We start from the raw sequence: 21,571 nt of genomic DNA on the forward strand, positions 1-21,571 counted from the left end.
TATCGATTGAGATGCGCGCCGTGAGATGAAAGTGCATTCTCCACCGCGTGTTCCCGTTTTAATTTCGCATTCCGCCACTCGTTGGGTTCATCGTTATCAGCGGCGTAGCAAGCCTAAATCACCGCGCGAAGTTCTTCCACTACGCGCGGAAACGTCACGCCGATGTGTACGCCCTTGCCGCCCACGCCCGGCTTCAGCGCGATTACGCCGTGATGGGCGTCGGCAATTTCACGCACAATAGCGAGGCCCAGGCCCGTACCGTCGGTATCCGTCGACGCGCGAAAGAACGGCTCGAACACGCGGCTGCGCGACTCGGCCGGAATGCCGGGTCCGTCGTCGAGTACGCTCACGGTGACGGTATCGCTGTCGGCATTAACGGCAACCGTGACGTGGCCGCCGCGGCCGGTATAGCGAATCGCGTTCTCGGCGAGATTGGCGATCAGCGCCTGAAGCAGTCCTCGATGTCCGGCCACCGGCGCGACGCCGTTCAGTTCGGCGCCCAGATCGATCTCTCTTGCCTGCGCGAGCAGCGCGAGATCTTCCACGACTTCCATTGCGAGCGGCACCAGGTCCACAGTTTCCGCGGCGAGCTGCGTGTTGTCGGCGGCCTCGGCCTGCGCCAGCAACAGCAGCTTGTTGGTGAGGCCCACCATTGAACGATTGCTACGATGCATCGCGGCCAGCGCTTCGTCGAGCGCGGGATGGATGCCATCCTGCTGCCGCGCGAATTGCAATTGCGTGCCGAGCAGCGTGAGCGGCGTACGCAACTGATGCGCGGCATCGGCGATGAAACGCCGCTGCGCCGCCACCTGCACGCCGAGGCGCGCGATGCACTGGTTGATCGCTTCGACGATCGGCCGCAATTCGGTGTGCAGACGCTCGACGCGAATCGGTTCGAGCTGCATCGGATCGCGATCGGCGACGTCCTCCTTCACTTTCATCAGCGGCCGCAATTCGAAGGTCAATCCAATGCACACCAACGCTACCGCGAGCGCGATCATCGCAATCTGCCGCACGAGTTGCGGCTGCCACAATTGCTGGGCCATCGCGTCGCGCGAACGCACCGTTTTCCCGACCGTGACCCACACGCGGCGCGTCGCGCCATTGTCGTACATCTGCCGCACGAGGCCGACCGCGCGCACCGGCTGGCCATGCAACTCGGTGTCGTAATGGTCCGGCATATCGGACGCTTGCAGCGGACGCGGCGGAAAATCCGGCGTGCCGGCGAGTAGCCGGCCGTCGTCGACGCGCACGCTGTAGAACACCTGATCCCGATAGGGCGACACGAATACTTCGAGCGCGGCCGGCGGCACGTCGACGCGCAGAAAGCCGTCCACCCATTCCACTTCGCCGGCGATCATGCGCGCCGACGAGATCAACTGATTGTCCTGCACGAGATCGGCGGTACGCCGCGCGTTGTCGTATTCCGCCTTGCCGGTGACGAACACGTATAAGGCGAGCGGCACCAGCAGCCACCACAACAGGCGCATCCGCAAACTATTGGTCATCGTCTTTCTTGCGCAGCAGATAGCCGAGCCCGCGCAACGTGACGATAGCCGCCGAGCTGCCATCGAGTTTCTTGCGCAACCGCGAGATGTAGATTTCGACCGCGTCTTCGCTCGGCTCGTCCGCGAGCGTGAAGATCGCGTCGACCAGCGCCGGCTTCGTCACGGTTTTGCCGAGACGCAGAATCAATGCTTCGAGCACCGAGCGCTCGCGCGGCGTCACGTTCAGCGGTGCACCCTTCAGCGTGAATTGACGCGTGTCGATGTCGAACGCGAGATCGCCGCACACCACCTCGCTCGCTTTCGATGGCGACTGACGACGGATCGCCACCTTGATCCGCGCAATCAGCTCGCGCACTTCGAAGGGCTTGACGAGATAGTCGTCCGCGCCGGCGCCGAGCAGCTCCACCTTTTCGTCGATCGAACCGCTCGCGGTCAGAATCAGCACCGGCGTCGCATCGCCGCGCTGACGCAAACGGCGCAGCACGTTCTTGCCGGACAGCTTCGGCAGATTCAGGTCGAGCAGGATCACATCGTAGTGATTGGTGCGCAGCAGTTGATCGGCCGCGTCGCCGTCCTGCACCGCGTCGAGTGCGAACGACTCCTGCTCCAGCATTTTGGCGAGCCAGTGCGATAGCGTGGGATTGTCTTCGATGAGCAGCAGCTTCATGGCGGCAACGGCAAAAGTCAGGCCGTCGATTGTGCCGCAAAACACGGGGTTTGCGCATTTGCAGCAGAACCGCGCTGGGGTTTCCACCGAGCACGGGGTTAACACTCATACTTTGCCGCGGCTCAGAAAGCTGGCCGAAGGTTTCCGATTTCTATAATCGCCGTCATTCATCCAGAAAGCGCCGCGTGCCATGTCCGTGGCGACCAAACCTAAGGAGACTGCTTCATGCGTACCTTGCGCCAGATTGCTGCCGTGTCAGGTGTTGCGTTCACTCTCGCGGCCGCTTCGGCTGCCGCGCACGCCGAGAAGCTCACGATCATGGTCGGCGGCGCCACCAAGATCATCTATCTGCCGGCCAAGCTCACCGAACAGCTCGGTTACTTCAAGGACGAAGGCCTCGACGTCGAAATCCTCTCGCAACCGGCGGGCGTCGACGCGGAAAACGAACTGCTCGCGGGCGCGGTGCAAGGCGTGGTCGGCTTTTACGATCACACGATCGATCTGCAAAGCAAGGGCAAGGAAGTTCAGGCGCTGGTGATCTTCGGCCAGGTGCCGGGCGAAGTCGAGATGGTCTCGACCAAAGCGGCTGGCACGTTCAAAAGCATGGCCGATTCGAAGGGCAAGACGCTCGGCGTGACCGGCCTCGGCTCGTCGACCAGCTTCCTCACGCAATACCTCGCGCAACGCGCGGGCGTGCCGTCCACGCAATACACGCTGCTGCCGGTCGGCGCGGACAACAGCTTTATCGCCGCGATCAAGCAAAGCCGTATCGACGCCGGCATGACGACGGAGCCGACCGTCTCGCAACTGCTGAAGACCGGCGACGCAAAGGTGCTGGTCGACATGCGCACGCTGGAAGGCACGCGCGCAGCGCTCGGCGGTACGTATCCGGCTTCGAGCTTCTACGTACAGCGCGCGTGGGCCGAGTCGCACAAGGACGACGCCGCGAAGCTCTCGCACGCCTTCGCGAAGACGCTGAACTTCATTTCGACGCACAGCGCGGAAGAGATCGCCGCGAAAATGCCGAAGGACTACTACGGCAACAACAAGGACCTGTATGTCGGCGCGCTGAAGGCGTCGCTGCCGATGTTCACCAAGGACGGCAAGATGCCTGCCGATGGTCCCGATACCGTGCTGAAGGTGCTGTCCGCTTTCAATCCTTCGGTGAAGGGCAAGCACATCGATCTCGCCGGGACCTATAGCAACGACTACTTGTCGGCGCCGGTCAAAACCGCCGCGAAATAAGGCTTTTTTCAACATCACGAGAACAGCGAGGCATCAGCCGATGAATCAACCCATGTCACGCGATACGCCAGCGATCGAGATGCGCAACGTGTCGTGCCGTTTCATCTCGCCGGACGGCAAGGCGACGATTGCGTTGCGCGACTTCAGCATGTCGGTGGCGCGCGGCGAATTCGTCGCGGTGGTCGGTCCGACGGGTTGCGGCAAGTCCACCACGCTCAGCATGATTACCGGCCTGCTGAAGCCCACCACCGGCGAAGTGCGCGTGATGGGCGCGCCGGTAGATGGCATCGACCCGCGCATCGGCTTCGTTTTCCAGGCCGACGCGGTGTTCCCGTGGCGCTCGGTGCTCGACAACGTGGCCGCGGGTCCGCTGTATCGCGGCCGCTCGAAGTCGGCCGCGTACGACGAAGCCAACGAATGGCTGCGCCGCGTGGGGCTCGACAAGTTCGGCAAGCACTATCCGCATCAACTGTCGGGCGGTATGCGCAAGCGGGTCGCGCTCGCGCAGACCTTCATCAACAAGCCGGAAATCCTGCTGATGGACGAGCCCTTCTCGGCACTCGACATGCAAACCCGCACGTTGATGCAGGATGAACTGCTGCAACTGTGGGGAGGAGCGGGCTCGGTGGTGTTCGTCACGCACGATCTCGAAGAGGCGATTGCGCTTGCGGACCGCGTGTTCGTTTTGACCGCGCGCCCGGCGACGCTGAAGAAGGTGTACGAGATTGACCTACCGCGTCCGCGTGTCACGTCGGAAGTGCGTTACGACCCGCGTTTCATCGAAATCTCGCGCGACATCTGGCACGACCTGCGCGAAGAAGTGCAGATCGGTTAATCAAGGAACGGCAAACATGTCTACTACGTCTCAACAGATGATGCCGTCGGGCATCGACGCCGCGTCGCTCGCGCAGGTCGAACGCGTCGCGCAGAAACGCATCCGGCAACGTCACGCGCTGGTGATCACGCTGCGCATTGTCGTGCTTGTGGTCGTGCTCGGCGGGTGGGAACTGTCCGCGCGCCTGAAGTGGATCGACCCGTTCTTCTTTTCGATGCCGACCGCGATTTTCGATCAGATCGTCGACTGGTTCGTGAACGGCACGTCGCAAGGTCCGTTGCTTACGCAGGTGTGGGTCACGCTCGAAGAAACCGGGCTCGGCTTCATCATTGGCTCCGTGGCGGGGATCTTCTGCGGCATCGTGCTCGGCCGCAACAAGCTGCTCTCCGATGTGTTCAGCCTCTACATCAAGATCGCCAACTCGATTCCGCGCGTGGTGCTCGGCTCGGTGTTCGTGATTGCGTTGGGTCTCGGCATGGCGTCGAAGGTGGCGCTGGCGGTGGTGATGGTGTTCTTCGTCGTGTTCGCCAACGCGTTCCAGGGCGTGCGCGAAGCCGATCGCTACATGATCGCGAATGCGCAGATTCTCGGCGCGTCGCGTCGTCAGGTGACGACGTCGGTGGTGATTCCGTCGGCGCTGAGCTGGATTCTCGCCAGCCTGCACGTGAGCTTCGGCTTTGCGTTGGTCGGCGCTGTGGTCGGCGAGTTTCTCGGCTCGAAACAAGGCATCGGTCTGTTGATCTCGACGGCGCAAGGCGCGTTCAACGCAAGCGGCGTGTTCGCGGCGATGATCGTGCTGGCCGTGGTCGCGCTCGCCGCCGACTATCTGTTGACCGCTATCGAGCGCCGTTTGTTGAAATGGCGGCCGGCTGCGGTTTGAGCGAAGCGTGAAAAGCCGCGTAAAACACGCGGCAGAGGTCAAAGCCGTTCAGTCCGGGACTGAGCGGCTTTTTTTTATGTCGCAGCGTCGCTTGAATAACACCGCGGCTGCTTCGTTCTCAAATCAGGAAGTGTTGACGACTTCTGTCACAGCCGAGCTTCCTTTATCACTCGCTCCTGCTTGCGTGGACCTTCTCCACGCGATGTCCCCCGCCGACCAACTTTCAAGCGGCAATACGTTGGTCCGCGCACAACACCCTTCGCGTTCCCGACCTGTGCGCTAACCCCGCACGCCCCTCCGACAAGGGCCGGCGCCTGATGGCACGGTCGATGCGTTATTGCGCCCAGTCAAGTCGCGCAGTGCCCAACAACGCTTGAAACGAGGTGGATCATGTCGAGTACCCATAGTCAGCGCCGGTCGTTCCGTCCGGGCAGCGCCGCGCCGCATCGCAATCGTCGCGGCTTCGCGGGATTCGCTCCGCTCGGGCGCGCCGCCGGCTTTATCGGCCGTGCGCCGAAGCAGATATGGCCGTATCTGTTGCCGTGGGTGCTGCTGGTGCTCACCATCGGTTTCTCGTGCCTCGTCGCGCGCGGCGTGCTCAATCGCCAATTGCTGGTGCCGCCCGTCGAAACCCCGCAATCGCTTTCGGAACGCGGCTACACGTCGAGCTTTCTCGCCGAGCGAATCCTGTCTTCGATGCGTGATATTGCTCAGGATGCCGAATCCATTCCTCACGACACGGTGGCCGACACCGGCGCGCAACCCGACATCCAGATTCCGGGCCAGGAGATGTCGTATGCGTCGATGGTCCGCTTCATCAAAGGCGTCACGGGGCGCACGGACGTCATCGTTCACGTCGGCGTCGCGGAAGCGAAAGACCGCGTGGACTCCTACATTGCCCATGTGGAAATAGAAGGCGGCCCGTTTGATTCGCACGAGAGCATCGTGTCGTTCGAAGGACATGACATGGACAAGTTCGTGCACGAGATCGCCAGCCAGGCGATGCGGCTCGCCGAACCGAACGTGCTCGCCAGTCATCTCTATACGCAGGTCCGAAAAACCAAATGCTCGCTCGCGCAGTGCGACTACAACGAGATCGTCGCGATCTACGACGAAGTACTCGCACAGCCCGCATCGGAGCAAGCGGAATGGGCGCTCGCAGGCAAAGCGTGGTTGCTCGCCGATCAAGGGAAATCGAAAGCGAAGGAGGCGGAGCAGCAAACCCGCGAGGCGCTGACCGTCTACCAGCATTCGGCGATTTTGCACGCGAGTCTCGGCCGTGCACTGGCACAGCAGGACCGCCTCGACGATGCGCTCGAAGCACTGCGCGCCGGCGCGAGCGAGAAGTCGAAGACCGCCGAAAACCTGCGTCTTCTCGGCGACGTGTTGTTGCACGCGAATCGCAACAACGAAGCGCTCGAGGCGTTCAAGAAGGCCAACGGGATGAACCCGAACTCCGTCGACAATCTGCACGACTGGGGCGAAGCGCTCGTCAGCGTCGGCCGATACGACGACGCAATCGAAAAGCTCTCGCGCGCCATCGCATTGCGGCCCGATCTTGCACCGTCCTACGCGGAGCTGGGCCGTGCACTCGATCACAAGGGCGACCTGCGCGGCGCGTCGCGCAAGTATGCAGAGGCGCTGCAACGCGACGCGGGCGCCTTGTCCGCGCACGAGAGCCAACTCGCGCGGCTTGCCAACATCGTCGAGGACGGCGGCAAGCCGGATACGCCAACGCCCGCGCCCACGCCTGACGCCCGAGCCAGACCTGTTTCGAATCCGCGCCCCGCTGTTCCGTTGCAAGCATCACGTGAAGTACCACCCCTCGCCGAAGCGTAACCGCCCAAGCACCCCATGTTCCTGTCGTACACACAGTTGAAGAGGAGAAGTCGATGGACAACTTTGAAGACGCATTCAAGGCTCTGATCGGAAACGAAGGCGGTTACTCGTTCAATCCCGCCGATCCGGGAGGCGAAACGATGTGGGGCGTGACGGCCCGCGTCGCGCGCAGCCAGGGCTATACCGGCGCGATGAAAGACCTGCCACTGGAAACCGCGAAGCAGATTGCCAAGCAGAAGTACTGGGACCCATTGCATCTCGACGACCTCGATCCGCGCGTGGCCTTCCAGATCTTCGACGCGAACTACAACGGCGGCCTCGTCGTGTTGTGGATGCAAAAGGCGTCCGGTGCGAAAGAGGACGGCAAGTTCGGCCAGGACACCCTGGACGCGGTCAGGAGCGCCGACCCGATGAAGTTCGTCATGCGCTTCGCTGCCTACCGCCTGCGTTATCTACGCAACCTTCACACGTGGCCTCACTTCAGCCGTGGATGGACCGAACGGATGGCCGCCAATCTTCTTCTGGGAGCAGCATGATGGACTGGTCAAAAGTAGCATCGAACATTGGCAGCACCGCCCCGCTTCTCGCCGGGCTCGTAGGCGGCCCGGTGGGACTGGGCGTGACGGCGGCCGCGTCGATCATTTCGCATGCGCTCGGCACGCCGAGCGATCCGGCCTTCGTCGAACCGGCGTTGAACGACCCCGGCGCGCTCGAAAAAATCCGGCAGGCCGAGAGCGCGAACTCGCTGCAATTGCAGCAACTGGTCGTGACAGCGGCGCAAGCGCGACTCGCGCACGAAACCGATATGGCGCGTATCGAAGCCGACGATCGGGCCAACGCGCGCGCGATGGGCACCACCAATCGCGACTGGGTGCCCAAAGTTCTCGCGATGGCGGTCACCACGGGCTTCTTCGGCATCCTGATGCTGATGGCGTTCCAGCCGTTGCCGGGGCCCAACAAGGACCTCGTCAACGTGATTGTCGGCGCGCTGGGCACCGCGTGGATCAGCATCATCGGCTACTACTTCGGCACATCGGTTGGATCGATGCGGAAAACCGAACTGCTCGCCAAGCCCAGCGTGCCCATCACGCCGGATAGCTCGCTCACGCTGCGTGAACCCGCCTCGGCATCGGCGGCACGTGGGCAAGTCGCGCCGGCTCCGTCGACTCACGACGTACTCCAGGCGTTCACGCCTGGCGGACAGGGTCCGATCTATTCGGGCAGCTGACAAACCGTCTGTCGCTTACGCAAAGCGCGCAGGGAGATGACAGCTCACTGCGTGCTTTGGGTCTTGCCGGTTAAAGAAGATGCGTCGACGAAGTTCCCGCTATTTGTCTCAAATCCAACAACAAACAATAGCTGAGACGGGCATTACTCTCTCCAGATCGCAAAACTACAATGTAATCACTGACTTCGAACAACAACGTTCGCAGCAAGACAAAATCCGAACTGGAGGTAGTTCATCATGAAATCGCTCATTCAAGCTGTTGTTATCGCCGCCGTGCTGGCCGCTCCTGTCGCTTCGTTTGCGCAGTCCAACCAGCCGGCAACCCGCGCCCAGGTGCGCGCCGAACTGATCCAACTCGAAAACGCCGGTTATCACCCGGGTCACGCCGACCCGCACTATCCGGCTGACATTCAAGCCGCGCAAGCTCGTGTCGATGCGCAAAACGGTACCGCGCAAGCGGCAACCAGCGGCTTCGGCGGTGCGGCAAATGGCTCGTCGCAATCGGGTCGTGCGGTAACGACGAACGGCCAGAAGTCGATCTACTTCGGCCAGTAATAGGCTGGTAAGAAGCCAATAAGGCCTCGCAAGCGGGCACTAAGCAGTCGATCAGCGGCGCTCGATTATCGGCGGCATGATCCACGGACACGATGCCGCAGTACGCCGACCCGCCGCTCAGCGCGTTGATCCAACGCGCTCCCGATTCAAATGAACTGGCCCGCGACCGGGTGTCCCCGAGCGCGGGCCAGTTCTGTATTCGTTACCTCCGTCATCGGCTCCCGATGACTTCGCCCGGACCTTCAAGGTCTGGGCGCTTTTTCTGTGCCGTCGCTCAATCGGCAACGCGGGCGAATGCATCAATCAATCGCGCGCGACCAGATCACCCACTTGACCACGGCCCGTGACGAGACAGCTGGACAGGAAATTTTCGCCCTGACTGCTGGCCCCGACGTCTCCAAACCCCTTCTTCAACGCGTTCGATTTGACCAGCTGGGCACCTTGGTGACACGTGATCGTCCCGACCTCGCCGGCTTGCGCACGCATCAAGGCCCTATCCGCCATCAGATATCCGAGCAACAGCACCACGGCAATATTGAACGCTTGTCTCATGGGTCGCCTCCTCTTTTGGAAGAGACTAACGCGAACCGGAGACGCACGGTCCTAGGGGTTTCCCGATTGGTCGCTATTCAATGATGCAGATTAAATCGGGTAGTACTGCCATGTGGGACGCCGATGCGGCTTTTGCGCGCAGGAGGCTGCACTGTTGGAGCCTGCGTGGCGTCCGCGTGCCGTTCTGCTCGAACAGCGCGTATGCCGCGCGGACGTATAGCCGGCGACGTCCCCGGTAAGATTCAAAGCCGCGCTTCGATCCGCGCGATCCGCTTTTCGACCGCGTTGCGCACGAGGGCGTTCGACGGCACCAGCAGGAGCGACGACGCAATGATCCGATACACCGTGTTGCGCCGAACCTTGGACACTTTCTGCGGATCGAGCCACGCGTCGTTATCCACCAGCAGCAACAGCGTCTCCAGGCCGATCAGAATCGGCCACAAACATGCGAGACGCAAGCGCACCGAAAACGCAGGAATCGCCAGCGTGTAAGCCAAAGCCTCACGGAAATGATCGAGCGTCTTGCGCAGAAGCTCGACCAGCAGCGGCCGCGCGCGCAGCGAATTAGCCGGCAGCAGCAGGTCTTGCGCATCAAGCCGGTGGCGATCCAGCATGCCCTGCGGCAGATAGCAGCGGCCGATCCGCAAGTCCTTGCCGCAATCGCGCAGCACGTTGGTCATCTGCAGCGCCTTGCCGAACCGCACGCCACGGCGCGCCATCGTGTCGGGCCGCTCTTTCAGCGTCCCCGGCATGTGCGCATAGGTCATCGTGGTCCAGAATTCGCCCACGCAGCCCGCCACCAGATAGGTATAGCGGTCGAGATCGTCGTACTCGGCGAGCGCCGCGATCTGACCGGAGCGCTCGTCAGGGAACGTGCGCAGATCGAACTCCATGCCTTCGGTCAACGTCGACACGATGCCGCGCACGGCCTCACGATCCGCTTCGCTCAATTGCCGCAACACGTCGAGCGCGGGGCCGAGCGATTCGAGCAGCACCTTCTCATCCGACTGGATTTGCTGACCCGCTACTTCATCGGCCGTGCGCCGCAGCAGTGTGCCGTCGTCCGTTGCGCCGTTCACCTGCTCGCGCAGCGACAGCAGCAGCGCGAGGCGTTGCTCGGGCGAAATCAGCGACGTGTCGGCAATCGTGTCGGCGGCGCGCGCCAACAGGTACGCGAGGCCGATCGGATCGCGCATCCCGGCGGGCAGCACGCGCAGCGTGAGATAGAAGGAGCGTGAAACGCCTTTCAGGAGCGGGCCGAGAAGGAAGGCCCGGGTCGGATTCGGCATGAATGGGATCTGGTCGGTATGGGGCAAAAAGCGGGCAAAAAGCCGGCGCTGCCGAATTGTATACGGCAAGCGCCTTTGCCATGCGGGAGCGTTTGCGCGCTCGCTCCACACCGGCGTCGGTCAGCGGCTTGCGCTCACGCTTGAGCGCCCAGCCCCAGCAGGCCGATCGCGTTCTGTTTGAGGATCAGCGGTTGCACCTCCTCCCTGAAACCGACCTGCCTGAAATCGTCCAGCCAGCGGTCGGGCTGAATCAACGGGAAGTCGGAGCCGAACAGCATTTTCCGCTTCAGCACCGTGTTGGCGTGACGGATCAACTCCGGCGAAAAGTACTTCGGCGACCACCCGGACAGATCGATGTAGACATTGGGCTTATGCAATGCGATCGACAACGCCTGCTCCTGCCACGGCCATGACGGATGCGCGATCACGATGTTCATATCGGGGAAATCGGCGGCGACATCGTCGAGATGGATCGGCTCCGAGTACTTCAGCCGCAACCCGCCGCCGCCGCGCATGCCCGACCCCATGCCGGAATGGCCGCTATGAAAGACGGCCGTGAGCCGGTATTCGGCAATCAGTTCGTAGAGCGGATACGCGAGGCGGTCATTGGCGAAAAACGCCTGCATCGTCGGATGAAACTTGAAGCCGCGCACGCCGTATTCTTCGATCAGTTTGCGCGCCTCGCGCACGCCCATCTTGCCCTTGTGCGGATCGATGCTGGCGAAGGCGATCATGATGTCGCTGTTCTTCTGCGCGAATTCAGCGATCTCCTCGTTCGGAATGCGCCGGCGGCCGAGGTTCGCCTCGCAGTCGACGGTGAACATCACGAAGCCGATGTTCCGCTCGCGATAGTGCGCGATGGTCTCGGGGATCGTCGGCCGTCTGCCGAGCTTCAGCACGGTGCCGAAGTACTTGTCGGCGGCGTCGTCGAATTCCTTGCCGAACAGATCCGGTGGCTGGCAACACGAGACTTCCGCGTGAACGTGCGTGTCGATCGCGACGAGTGGGTCGAGGTTCATCTACGGCTTCCTGTTGGTGTTCACAGAGCGCGGGCTCGCGAGTTACAGCGCGCCACATGCGCTCGCGACGATCACTGCGGGATCGCGCCGCGCCACGTCGTACATCGCTTCGACGAGCGCGGTGCGATGCGTCAACACCGCACGCTGATTGATCGAGCCTTTGTCGGTGACTTCGCCGAGGTCGAGCGAAGGCGCGACGTCCATCAGCCGCAAGCGCGCGATGGTGGTTGCGTCGCCCGTCGCGCTGCGATTGAGCGTGTCGAGCAGCGCGGCGAAATGCGCTCTCACGGCGGGCGCATCGACAACCTCGCGCGCGCTCGCCGACGCGGACAGGCCCGCGAGGCGCCTGCAATCGTCGAGCCGTGGAAACACCAGCAGGCTCACGTCGTCGCGATTCATGCCGGCAACCACCACGTCCTGCACATAAGGCGCGCCTTCGGAAATCACGCGCGCGCGCATCGGCCCGACGCTCACGAAGGTGCCCGAACTCAGCTTGAAGTCCTCCGCGATGCGGCCGTCGAACAGCAGCCCCAACTCGGGCCGTGACGGGTCGACGAAGCGCAATGCGTCACCGCTGCAAAAGTAGCCTTCCTCGTCGAACGCGCCGTTCGACTCCGCTGCGTTTGCGCGCCAGTAGCCGGCCATCACGTGCGGACCGCGATAGCGCGCTTCGAGCTTGTCGCCGACCGGCGCGAGCTTGACCTCGCAGCCGTGCGCGGGCAAGCCCACGTAGCCCGCGCGCATGACCGGCCCGGTGGTGAAGAGGCACGAAGGCGAAGTCTCCGTCATCCCGAGTCCGGCCATGATGCGGATGCGCTCGCCGCAGTAGCGTTCGGTGACGCGTTCGAGCCGGTCCCACGCCGCTTGCGAAAGCCCCGCGCCCGAGAAGAAATACACCTTCACACGCGAGAAAAACGTCGCGCGCAACTGCTCGTCCTGCTCCAGCGCGATCGTCAGTTCTTCCCAGCCCTTCGGCACGTTGAAGTAGATGGTCGGCGCGATTTCGCGCAGGTTGTGCAGCGTTGTGCCGAACTTGCCGTTGACCGGTTTGCCGTCGTCGATATAAAGCGTGCCGCCGTTATAAAGCGCGATGCCCACGTTATGACTGCCGCCGAACGTGTGGTTCCAGGGCAGCCAGTCGACCAGAACCGGCGGCTCCTGCGCGAACTCGGGGAAGGTTTCGAGCAGCATCTGCTGGTTGCTGCACAGCATGCGGTGCGTGGTCGGCACCGCCTTCGGCAGTTTGGTCGACCCCGACGTGAACAGGAATTTGGCGATCGCGTCCGGACTCACCGCCGCGTGCACGGCATCGACCGTGGTCGGCGTGGTACGCAGCAGTTCGCTGAACGCGGTGAGTTGGCGCGCGTTTTTCGAATCACGCGGCGACGTCGCGCACACGACTTCGACATCGGCCGGCACGACTGCGTCGATCGCGGTGGCGAACGTGTCGTAGCAACTAGCGAACACGAGCCCCGGCGTCAACACGTCGATCGTGTGGCGCAGCCTGCCGTAATCACCGGACGCGAGCGCATAGGCCGGCGAGATCGGCGCGTACGGAATGCCGGCCCACATTGCACCGAGCGCGAGTTGCAGATGCTCGAGATCGTTGCCCGACAGAATCGCGATTGGGCGCTCGGCGGACAGATTGCGCGCGAGCAGCGCCTGGCCAATCGCGCGTGCGCTTCGCAACGCATCCGCGTAGCTCAGGCCGATCCATTGACCGTCGCTGCCGCGACGCGCCGCGAGCCAGCGCTCGGGATGCTCGTGTGCGCCGCTTTCGAGCCGCTCCGTCATCCGCTGCGGATGCTCGCCGAGCGCCTCAAGCGCGTGCAGATACCACGTGTCGCCATGTCGCCGCACATGCAGCGACGAAGCGCCGATCGTCGTCGCGCGATACTGCGTCGGCGCGGCGGGGGTGTTCGATTGTGTCGGCTCGGAATGCAAAGCCTGTCTCCTTGTCGATCGGAGCCGGCGCTTGAGCGCCGACTCCGGTCCCATGCAAGATAGTTGCCGGAAAGGTGCCCGCGCCGTCTGGCGACGGCGTCGGGCGCTCCGCTCGAACTGGCGGACTCACCTTCTCTACCGCTTCGCTCTGGCGTGCGAAGCGCGGGCCGCTCAGATCGGATAGTGGCGCGGTCCGGTCTGAATCGTGATCCAGCGCAGGTCCGTGAATTCGGCAATCGACGCCTTGCTGCCGAAGCGTCCATAGCCGCTCTTCTTCACGCCGCCGAACGGCATCTGCGCTTCGTCGTGCACGGTCGGGCCGTTGATGTGGCAGATGCCCGATTCGATCCGCTTCGCCACGTTCAGCGCCCGCGACACGTCCCGGCTGAACACCGCGGCGGAGAGACCGTACTCGCTATCGTTAGCTATCCGAATCGCCTCTTCGTCGCCGTCCACGCGTTGCACCGTCACCACCGGGCCGAACGATTCGTCCGCATACAGTTTCATTGCAGGCGTGATGCCGTCGACGATCACCGCTTGCATCACCGCGCCCTCGATCGTGCAGCCGACCGGCAACTGCGCGCCCTTCTCCCGCGCGTCGTCGATCAGCGTCCTGATGCGCTGCGCCGCCGCCTCGCTTTCGAGCACGCCGAGCACCGAGTCCGCCGCCGTGGGGTCGCCCGCCTTCAGGGTTCGCGCCTTGGCGGCGAGCTTTTGCACCAGCGCGTCGGCGATCTTGCGGTCGACGATCACTCGCTCCGTCGACATGCAGATTTGCCCCTGATTGAAGAACGCGCCGAACGCGATCGCGGCAACGGCCGCATCCAGATCGGCGTCGTCGAGCACGAGCACGGGCGCCTTGCCGCCGAGTTCCAGCAAGGCCGGTTTCAGATGCTGCGCCGCGTGCTGCGCGACGATGCGTCCCACACGCGTCGAGCCGGTGAAATTGACACGCCGTACCGCCGGATGCGCGATCAACCGTTCGACAATCGCCGGGGCGTCTTCAGCGCTATGAGTGATGACGTTCACCACGCCATCGCCGAGGCCGGCTTCGTGCAGCACGCTGCCGATCAGACGATGCACGCCCGGACAACCCTCGGACGCCTTGAACACGACCGTGTTGCCACAAGCGAGCGGCATCGCGAGCGCCCGCGTGCCGAGAATCACCGGCGCGTTCCAGGGCGCCATGCCGAGCACCACGCCGCACGGCTGGCGCACCGCCATCGCGAGACTGCCCGGCACGTCGGACGGAATTACGTCGCCGTCGATCTGCGTGGTCATCGCGGCGGCCTCGCGCAGCATGTTGGCCGCCAGCATCACGTTGAAGCCGTACCAGTTCGGCATGGCGCCGGTTTCGGCCACGCCGGTTTCGATGAACTGCGCGGTGCGCGCATCCATCAGATCGGCCGCTGCCAGCAGGCGCTTGCGGCGCTCCGTCGGCGCCAGCGCCGACCATGCCGGAAACGCGCGCGCTGCCGCTTCGACTGCCGCGTCGGCGTCGGCCAGCGTCGCGGCGGCCGCGCGCGAAACGGCGTGGCCGCTTGCGGGATTGATCCGCTCGAAGGTCCTGCCGTCCGACGCGCCGCGGCTCTCGCCGCCGATCAACAAAGTCACTTCATGCATGTCCGTCGTCTCCTCGCCTGTCTCTATCGATTGCGTCCGTGCGCGAGCGATCAGCGCTTGTAGGTTTGCAGGCCCGGCTTGATCGCCTTGTCGTCGAGGAACTGCTTCAGACCCTGTTCGCGACCATGCTCGGGATCGCGAAGCTGCGCCTGGTCGAGCTTCGCATACAGATAGTCTTCGTTCTGCTCCCACGTCAATTCACGGCTGCGCTTGAAGCCGTGCTTCGCGGCGCGCAACACCACCGGGTTCTTTTCGAGGAGTTTGCCGGCGAGTGCACGCGTCACTTCCCGCAGTTCGGCGCGCGGCACGCTACGGTTGACGAGGCCCATTTGCGCCGCCTGCTGCCCGTTGAACGTCTCGCCGGTCATGATGTAGTACAGCGCCTGACGGTGCCCGACGGTGTCGGCCATCGCCTTGCTCACGAGGTTGCCCGGCGGAATGCCCCAGTTGATTTCGGAGAGGCCGAACACCGCTTCGTCCGCGGCGATCGCGAGATCGCACGCCACCAGCGGCGAGAAACCGCCGCCGAAACACCAGCCGTTGACCATCGCGATGGTCGGCTTCGCGTACATGCGCAGCAGTTGCCATTGCCAGCGCGACGCGTCGCGGCGAATCTTTTCCTGCAGAATTTCCGGGCCCGCGTCGACTTCGCGGAAATATTCCTTCAGATCCATGCCGGCGGTCCACGCATCGCCTTCGCCGGTCAGCACCAGAACCTGTGCTTCGGCGTCGAGCTCGACCGCTTCGAGCACCTCGATCATTTCCTTGTTCAGCGTCGGGCTCATCGCGTTGCGCTTGTCGGGACGATTGAACGTGACCCACGCGACTCCCTCGACGACATCGACCTTGACGGTCTTCCAACGGCCTTCATAACTCATCTGCTTTCTCCGTGAACGTCGACCGCGAGCGCGGCCCGATGAACGCATTTAATATCAGGCTTCCTGATATGTAAAGCGAAAATTCGCGGGCTCGGTGCAAACCCCTAGCGGCGGTATCGACGGCGCGGCGCGCTAAGATGCGGGATAGACCGAATCTCCTGTCCATCATGACCAAAAATCAAAAACCGGCCGTCGAGTCCACTGCCGCACGCACCCGCCGTTCCAGCCTGCGCTTGACCTATGTGATCGGCAGCCTCGATCGCATCCTGCGGCGCCGCATGAGCGAAGCGCTCGCGCCGCTCGGCCTGACGCTCGCGCAATTCACCGCGCTTTCCGTGCTCGAAGCGAAGGGGCAGGCGTCCAATGCGCAAGTCGCCGAGCGCTCGTTCATCACGCCGCAATCGGCCAATGAAGTCATGAACGCGATGGCGAGCCGCAACTGGGTGAGCCGCGAGCCGGACCCGACGCACGGCCGCATCGTGCTGCTGCAACTGACGGACGAAGGCCGCGCCGTGCTGCGCGAATGCGAACTGGCCGTCAAGACCATCGAGAAGCAGATGATGAACGGCATCGAACACGAAACAGCCAGCGCGCTTCAAACTCACCTCGAAACTTTTGTCCGGAACCTGCGCGGCTGAATTCTCCGCGCCGCCAGGGCGCTAGGTGTTTTCACCGAAGGATTTGCGCTTGTTTTATCAGCCTACCTGATATTAAATCCACTCCACGATGCAGTGCGAGGAGACGCGCTGCATCGCTTCGAGGCAAACGCTCACACACGCGGACATCGACACGATGCGCCGTGCGCGGTGCTGTTGCCATGCGTCTCATCACGGCCGTGATGCTGATCTGAATCCCGCTTTGCCCGAGGCCGTCCGCATTCCCGGGACACCTCGGCGCCGGCACGCGCGCTCGCGCCGGGCCGGCAGCTGCCGCACTTCATCGAAACCGGAAAGCCACGCATTTTAATAAGGATCACTAACGTGAAGAGAGCCGGAATAATGACCTCGCATCAAAGCACCGCCGCGTCGGCCACTGGCCACACGAACGCCGCCGTCACCCTCGGCTTATGTTTTGCGATCGCGCTGCTCGAAGGGCTCGACCTGCAGTCGGTCGGTGTGGCCGCGCCGCGCATGGCGCGCGAGTTCGGCCTGTCGGTCGCACAGATGGGTCTCGCGTTCAGCGCCGGCACCTTCGGCCTGCTGCCGGGCGCGATGTTCGGCGGACGGCTTGCCGACCGGATCGGCCGCAAGCGGGTGCTGGTGATTTCCGCGTGCCTGTTCGGCCTGCTGTCGATCATGACGGCGTTGGTGAGTGACTTTCACACCCTCGTGGTCGTGCGGATATTGACAGGCATCGGCCTGGGCGGCGCGCTGCCGAACCTGATCGCGATGTCGTCGGAAGCGGTCGAGCCGCGTTCGCGCAGCACTGCCGTCAGCGTGATGTATTGCGGCATTCCGTTCGGCGGCGTGATCGCGTCGGTGATCGGCGTGATGAGCGCGGGCGACGCCGACTGGCGTCACATCTTCTATGTCGGCGGCGTGGGACCGTTGTTGCTGGTGCCGTTGCTGATCGCGTTCCTCGCGGATTCGAAGGCATTCGCCAAGGCCTCGCACGACGCACGCGGCAAGCCAGCGCCGGTCGGTGAGGTCCTGTTCGGCGGCACGCGCGGTCTCTCCACGTTGCAGATCTGGGTCAGCTATTTCTGCACGCTGATCGTCCTCTACTTCCTGCTCAACTGGCTGCCTTCGCTGATGGCCGCAAGCGGTCTGTCGCGCGCGCAGGTCGGCTACGTTCAGATCTTTTTCAACGTGGGCGGCGGGATCGGCGCGTTGTGCATCGGCATGTTGATGGATCGTCTGCGCTCGGGGGTGGTGGTGGCCGGCATGTACGTCGGCATCATCGCGTCGCTCGCGGCGCTCTCGATGGCGCCCGGCTTCGGCGCGCTCGCCGCCGCCGCGTTCTTTGCGGGGATGTTCGTGATCGGCGGGCAATCGGTGCTGTATGCGCTGTCGGCGGCGTTCTATCCGACGGCCATGCGCGGCACGGGCGTCGGTGCTGCGGTCGCCGTCGGGCGCATCGGCTCGGTGGTCGGCCCGCTGGCCGCTGGGCAATTGCTGGCGATGGGCCGCAGTTCGTCGACCGTGATCGGCGCGAGCATTCCCGTCACCGTGATCGCCGCGGCGGCAGCGTTGCTGTTGCTGCGCCGCCCGCGCGCCGACGACTGAGCACACTCACACAAGAAGCCTCGGCAACAACAACGACAACAACACACACCAATCAACGGTTTGGAGAAACCCTTCATGCAAGCATCCGCACGCCTTCTACTCTGCGGCGCGCTGTGCGCCGTCAGCGGCGCAGCAGCAGCTCAATCGAGCGTCACGCTCTACGGCATCGTCGACACCGGCATCGAATATGTTTCGCACGCGAATGCCACCGGCAAGAGTGTGTTTCGCATGCCGGCCGTCACCGGCGAACTGCCCTCGCGCTGGGGTCTGCGCGGCAACGAAGAGCTGGGCGGCGGCTATAGCGCGGTGTTCACGCTGGAAAGCGGCTTCAACGTGCGCGCGGGCGACCTCGGCCAGGGCGGCAGGCTGTTCGGGCGCCAGGCATTCGTCGGCATCAAAAGTCCGTACGGCACGCTCACGTTCGGACGCCAGTACACGATGACGTACCTCGCGCTCATGGGCGCGGACCTGATCGGTCCGGACATCTACGGACTGGGCTCGCTCGACGCGTACGTGCCGAACGCGCGCGCCGACAACTCCGTGACCTACCTCGGCAACTATGCGGGCGTGACGCTCGGCGCGAACTACTCGTTCGGCCGCGACGCGGCGGGCACCGGCAACTCGCCGGGCCAGGGCACGTGCACCGGTTCCGTGCCCGGTCACGCGACCGAGTGCCGCGAATGGTCGGTGATGCTGAAATACGACGCACCGTTGTTCGGCGTCGCGGCGTCCTACGAGGAGCAGCGCGGCGGCAGCACCGCCGCGGCGAACTTCTTCGACGGCGTGGCGCCGACCCCGCTCATCAACGCCGCCGACAAGGACATTCGCGCGCACGTCAGCGCGTACGCCAACCTCGGCAAGGCGAAGCTCGGCGTGGGCTGGCTGAACCGTCGTGTCGATCCGTCGTCGCCTGCGCTCGCTGCCGTGCGCTCAAATCTGTTCTTCGTCGCCGCGTCGTACTTCGTGACGCCCGCGTTTATCGTCGACGGCGAGATCTATCACATCAGCAATGACGAGCACGACACGCGCGCCACGATGGGTACGCTGCGCACCACCTACCTGCTGTCCAAGCGCACGGCGGTCTACGCGCAAGGCTCGTATCTCGGCAACAGCGCGAAGGCGCGCTACTCGGTCAGCGGCGGTGGCGGCGGCACGACGCCCACGGCAGGCACCGGCCAGACCGGCGTGATGGTCGGCATTCGTCATTCGTTCTAGGAGACACCACATGAAAACCACTTCGATCGCGCTCGCAGCGGCAGCGATGCTCGCACTCACCGCGTGCGGCGGCAATGATGTCGGCAGCGCCGGCAGCACCGACGCCGGCGCGCTGCCGCGACTGGGCGCGGCGACGCCCGGCACGCTCGCGGGCAATTGCGCGGCGCTCGCCGCGAAGCTGACGTTCGCCAACACGGTGTTCACCTCGGTGACGGACGTCGCGGCCGGCACACTGAACGTGGCCGGCAAACCGATTGCCGAACACTGCCTGATCCAGGGCAACATGAATCAGCGGGTCAGCAGCGTCGACGGCAAGACCTATGCGATCGGCTTTGAAATGCGTTTGCCGATTGCGTGGAACGGGCGCTTCTTCTATCAGGCCAACGGCGGCCTGGACGGCAACGTTGTGACCGCCAGCGGTGTCATCAGCGGCGGCGCCCCCACCAACGCTGCGCTGAACATGGGCTTCGCCGTCATCAGCTCGGATGCCGGCCACTCATCGACGCAGAATCCGCTGTTCGGTTTGGACCCGCAGGCGCGCCTCGATTATGGTTACAACGCGGTCGCCACACTCACGCCGATGGCCAAGCGGGTGATCAAACTGGCCTACGGCAAGGGCCCGGATCGTAGCTACTTCGAAGGCTGCTCGAACGGCGGCCGGCATGCGCTGGTGGCGGCCGCGCGCTCGTCGGCCGAGTACGACGGCATCATTGCAGGCGATCCCGGCGTGCATCTGCCGAAAGCGGCGATCGGCGAAATGTGGAGCGCGCAGCAGTTCGCCAGGGTGTCGACCGCGACGACCGCGAATGGCTTGCCCGACATCACGACCGGCTTCACCGCCGCCGAACGTCAGATGGTCGCGTCGAAGATACTGAGCAAATGCGATGCGCTCGACGGCGCGACCGACGGCCTCATCCAGGATATCAAGGCATGCCAGGCAAATTTCAGCCTGGCCAACGACGTCCCCACCTGCACGAGCAACGTCCGCGACGGAAGCTGTCTGACGAGTGCGCAGAAAGACGCTATCGGCAACGTGTTCTCCGGCGCGCGCAACAGCGCGGGCACCGCGCTGTACGCGAGCTTCCCGTACGACGCGGGACTCGGCGCGGGCTGGTCGGCATGGAAGCAGTCCAACTCGATTACGCTCGATCCCGGAGCGGCCGCCTTCACGTTCACGACACCGCCGCAAAGTGCCTCCGTGTTGAGCCAGTTGGCGGCTTACGCGCTGAACTTCAACATGGACAGCGACGCGCCGAAGATCTTTGCCACGAGCGGCGTGTATGGCGAGTCGGCCTGGTCGTTCATGACGCCGCCCGACGAAGCCAATCTGAGCGCATTGAAACAGCGCGGCGCCAAGCTGATCGTTTATCACGGCACGAGCGACCCGGTATTTTCGTCGAACGACACGACCGACTGGTACCAGCGCGTGAGCGCGGCCAACGGCGGCGACGCGTCGAACTTCGCGCGCCTCTACACGGTCGCCGGTATGAACCATTGCAGCGGCGGCCCGAGTACCGACCAGTTCGACATGCTCACGCCGATGATCGCGTGGGTCGAACAGGGCAACGCGCCGGACAGCGTGGTGGCGACGGCACGCGACGCGAGCAACGTCATCCCGAACGCGGACGTTCCCGCCGATTGGGGCGCGGGACGCACGCGGCCGCTCTGCCCGTATCCGAAAGTGGCCCGCTACCAACGCGGTGACATCAACGCCGCCAGCAGCTTCGTGTGTAGCTGAGTCGAAAGCGCAGCGCGCCCGCACCGGCCGGGCTTCGGCACGGCGCGTCGCCGGGCGCGCGGTCAGCGCATTTGCCTCGCGCATCGTGTGTTTTTATCATGCGCGAGGCACCACCACTTCCCTTCATTACATCGGGCCGAAACCAACTCGCCCGCCCGGCGCAGATAACAGCTACCTGACTGCGCCTCAGCCTCCCGCCTCTCACATTGCGACGGCCGTCGAACGGTCATTGGCCAAGCGCCTCGCGGCCGGATAGAATTCCGGCATCTAATGCCGGCGCGCGTTCCCGTCGGCGAGCGGGAACGCCGCTTGCTCGCACACCAGGTTTGAG

Annotated in this window: 19 protein-coding genes; 11 read left to right on the forward strand and 8 right to left on the reverse strand. The window is 63.8% G+C overall.

Translation table 11 applies throughout. From position 1 onward, the window contains the following. Positions 1-113: 113 nt before the first annotated feature. Both BGI01S_RS14030 and BGI01S_RS14035 read right to left on the reverse strand, forming a co-directional pair. Entirely contained in the window at positions 114-1,508 is a 1,395-nt protein-coding gene (locus BGI01S_RS14030; protein WP_042326364.1) for a sensor histidine kinase, read from the reverse strand. Continuing rightward, positions 1,498-2,175 (reverse strand): response regulator, encoded by a 678-nt coding sequence (locus tag BGI01S_RS14035; RefSeq protein ID WP_042326817.1) that lies wholly within the window; start codon positions 2,173-2,175, stop codon positions 1,498-1,500. Before BGI01S_RS14035 ends, BGI01S_RS14030 begins: the two co-directional genes overlap by 11 nt. 225 nt (positions 2,176-2,400) lie before the next feature. On the opposite strand from BGI01S_RS14035, the gene BGI01S_RS14040 reads away from it, so the two are divergent. From BGI01S_RS14040 to BGI01S_RS14070, 7 genes are all read left to right on the forward strand, one after another. Next, positions 2,401-3,420, forward strand: coding sequence for an ABC transporter substrate-binding protein (locus BGI01S_RS14040; protein ID WP_042326365.1), 1,020 nt, complete (start codon positions 2,401-2,403; stop codon positions 3,418-3,420). A 40-nt stretch (positions 3,421-3,460) separates the two neighbouring features. Beyond that, entirely contained in the window at positions 3,461-4,255 is a 795-nt protein-coding gene (locus BGI01S_RS14045; RefSeq protein ID WP_007178237.1) for an ABC transporter ATP-binding protein, read from the forward strand. Between the two features lie 16 nt (positions 4,256-4,271). Beyond that, positions 4,272-5,135, forward strand: coding sequence for an ABC transporter permease (locus BGI01S_RS14050; protein WP_042326366.1), 864 nt, complete (start codon positions 4,272-4,274; stop codon positions 5,133-5,135). Between the two features lie 390 nt (positions 5,136-5,525). After that, positions 5,526-6,974, forward strand: coding sequence for a tetratricopeptide repeat protein (locus BGI01S_RS14055; protein WP_042326367.1), 1,449 nt, complete (start codon positions 5,526-5,528; stop codon positions 6,972-6,974). A 53-nt stretch (positions 6,975-7,027) separates the two neighbouring features. Further along, the gene (locus BGI01S_RS14060; protein ID WP_042326368.1) at positions 7,028-7,510 is read left to right on the forward strand and encodes a glycoside hydrolase family 108 protein; all 483 of its coding nucleotides are present in this window, start codon (positions 7,028-7,030) and stop codon (positions 7,508-7,510) included. Next, positions 7,510-8,202 carry a hypothetical protein gene (locus tag BGI01S_RS14065; RefSeq protein ID WP_042326369.1) on the forward strand — a complete coding sequence of 231 codons (693 nt, stop codon included), beginning with the start codon at positions 7,510-7,512 and terminating at the stop codon, positions 8,200-8,202. Before BGI01S_RS14060 ends, BGI01S_RS14065 begins: the two co-directional genes overlap by 1 nt. Before the next feature lie 237 nt (positions 8,203-8,439). Beyond that, entirely contained in the window at positions 8,440-8,757 is a 318-nt protein-coding gene (locus BGI01S_RS14070; protein WP_042326370.1) for a DUF4148 domain-containing protein, read from the forward strand. A 303-nt stretch (positions 8,758-9,060) separates the two neighbouring features. Here BGI01S_RS14070 and BGI01S_RS14075 read toward each other — a convergent pair whose 3' ends face one another. From BGI01S_RS14075 to BGI01S_RS14100, 6 genes are all read right to left on the reverse strand, one after another. Further along, positions 9,061-9,309, reverse strand: a complete 249-nt coding sequence (locus BGI01S_RS14075; RefSeq protein WP_042326371.1) for a hypothetical protein — start codon at positions 9,307-9,309, stop codon at positions 9,061-9,063. A 242-nt stretch (positions 9,310-9,551) separates the two neighbouring features. Continuing rightward, on the reverse strand, positions 9,552-10,598 hold the full coding sequence (locus BGI01S_RS14080; RefSeq protein ID WP_042326372.1) for a phytoene/squalene synthase family protein: 1,047 nt from the start codon (positions 10,596-10,598) through the stop codon (positions 9,552-9,554). A gap of 134 nt (positions 10,599-10,732) precedes the next feature. Then, a complete protein-coding gene (locus tag BGI01S_RS14085) occupies positions 10,733-11,617 on the reverse strand; it encodes an amidohydrolase family protein (protein WP_042326373.1) in 885 nt (294 codons plus the stop codon). Positions 11,618-11,659: 42 nt separating this feature from the next. Next, positions 11,660-13,561 carry a feruloyl-CoA synthase gene (locus BGI01S_RS14090; RefSeq protein ID WP_042326374.1) on the reverse strand — a complete coding sequence of 634 codons (1,902 nt, stop codon included), beginning with the start codon at positions 13,559-13,561 and terminating at the stop codon, positions 11,660-11,662. A 171-nt stretch (positions 13,562-13,732) separates the two neighbouring features. Further along, on the reverse strand, positions 13,733-15,184 hold the full coding sequence (locus BGI01S_RS14095; RefSeq protein ID WP_042326375.1) for an aldehyde dehydrogenase: 1,452 nt from the start codon (positions 15,182-15,184) through the stop codon (positions 13,733-13,735). A 50-nt stretch (positions 15,185-15,234) separates the two neighbouring features. Beyond that, the gene (locus tag BGI01S_RS14100; RefSeq protein ID WP_042326376.1) at positions 15,235-16,062 is read right to left on the reverse strand and encodes a p-hydroxycinnamoyl CoA hydratase/lyase; all 828 of its coding nucleotides are present in this window, start codon (positions 16,060-16,062) and stop codon (positions 15,235-15,237) included. 167 nt (positions 16,063-16,229) lie between these two features. On the opposite strand from BGI01S_RS14100, the gene BGI01S_RS14105 reads away from it, so the two are divergent. The 4 genes from BGI01S_RS14105 (at position 16,230) to BGI01S_RS14120 (ending at position 21,240) form a co-directional block, all read left to right on the forward strand. Beyond that, the gene (locus BGI01S_RS14105) at positions 16,230-16,700 is read left to right on the forward strand and encodes a MarR family winged helix-turn-helix transcriptional regulator (RefSeq protein WP_408638626.1); all 471 of its coding nucleotides are present in this window, start codon (positions 16,230-16,232) and stop codon (positions 16,698-16,700) included. A 360-nt stretch (positions 16,701-17,060) separates the two neighbouring features. After that, complete coding sequence (gene mhpT, locus BGI01S_RS14110; RefSeq protein ID WP_042326378.1) at positions 17,061-18,287, forward strand: 3-(3-hydroxy-phenyl)propionate transporter MhpT; 1,227 nt, start codon at positions 17,061-17,063, stop codon at positions 18,285-18,287. A 75-nt stretch (positions 18,288-18,362) separates the two neighbouring features. Beyond that, positions 18,363-19,502, forward strand: coding sequence for a porin (locus BGI01S_RS14115; protein ID WP_042326379.1), 1,140 nt, complete (start codon positions 18,363-18,365; stop codon positions 19,500-19,502). 10 nt (positions 19,503-19,512) lie between these two features. Continuing rightward, positions 19,513-21,240, forward strand: a complete 1,728-nt coding sequence (locus tag BGI01S_RS14120) for a tannase/feruloyl esterase family alpha/beta hydrolase (RefSeq protein WP_042326380.1) — start codon at positions 19,513-19,515, stop codon at positions 21,238-21,240. Positions 21,241-21,571: the final 331 nt, after the last annotated feature.

Source organism: Paraburkholderia ginsengisoli NBRC 100965 (assembly GCF_000739735.1).
GTDB lineage: Bacteria > Pseudomonadota > Gammaproteobacteria > Burkholderiales > Burkholderiaceae > Paraburkholderia > Paraburkholderia ginsengisoli.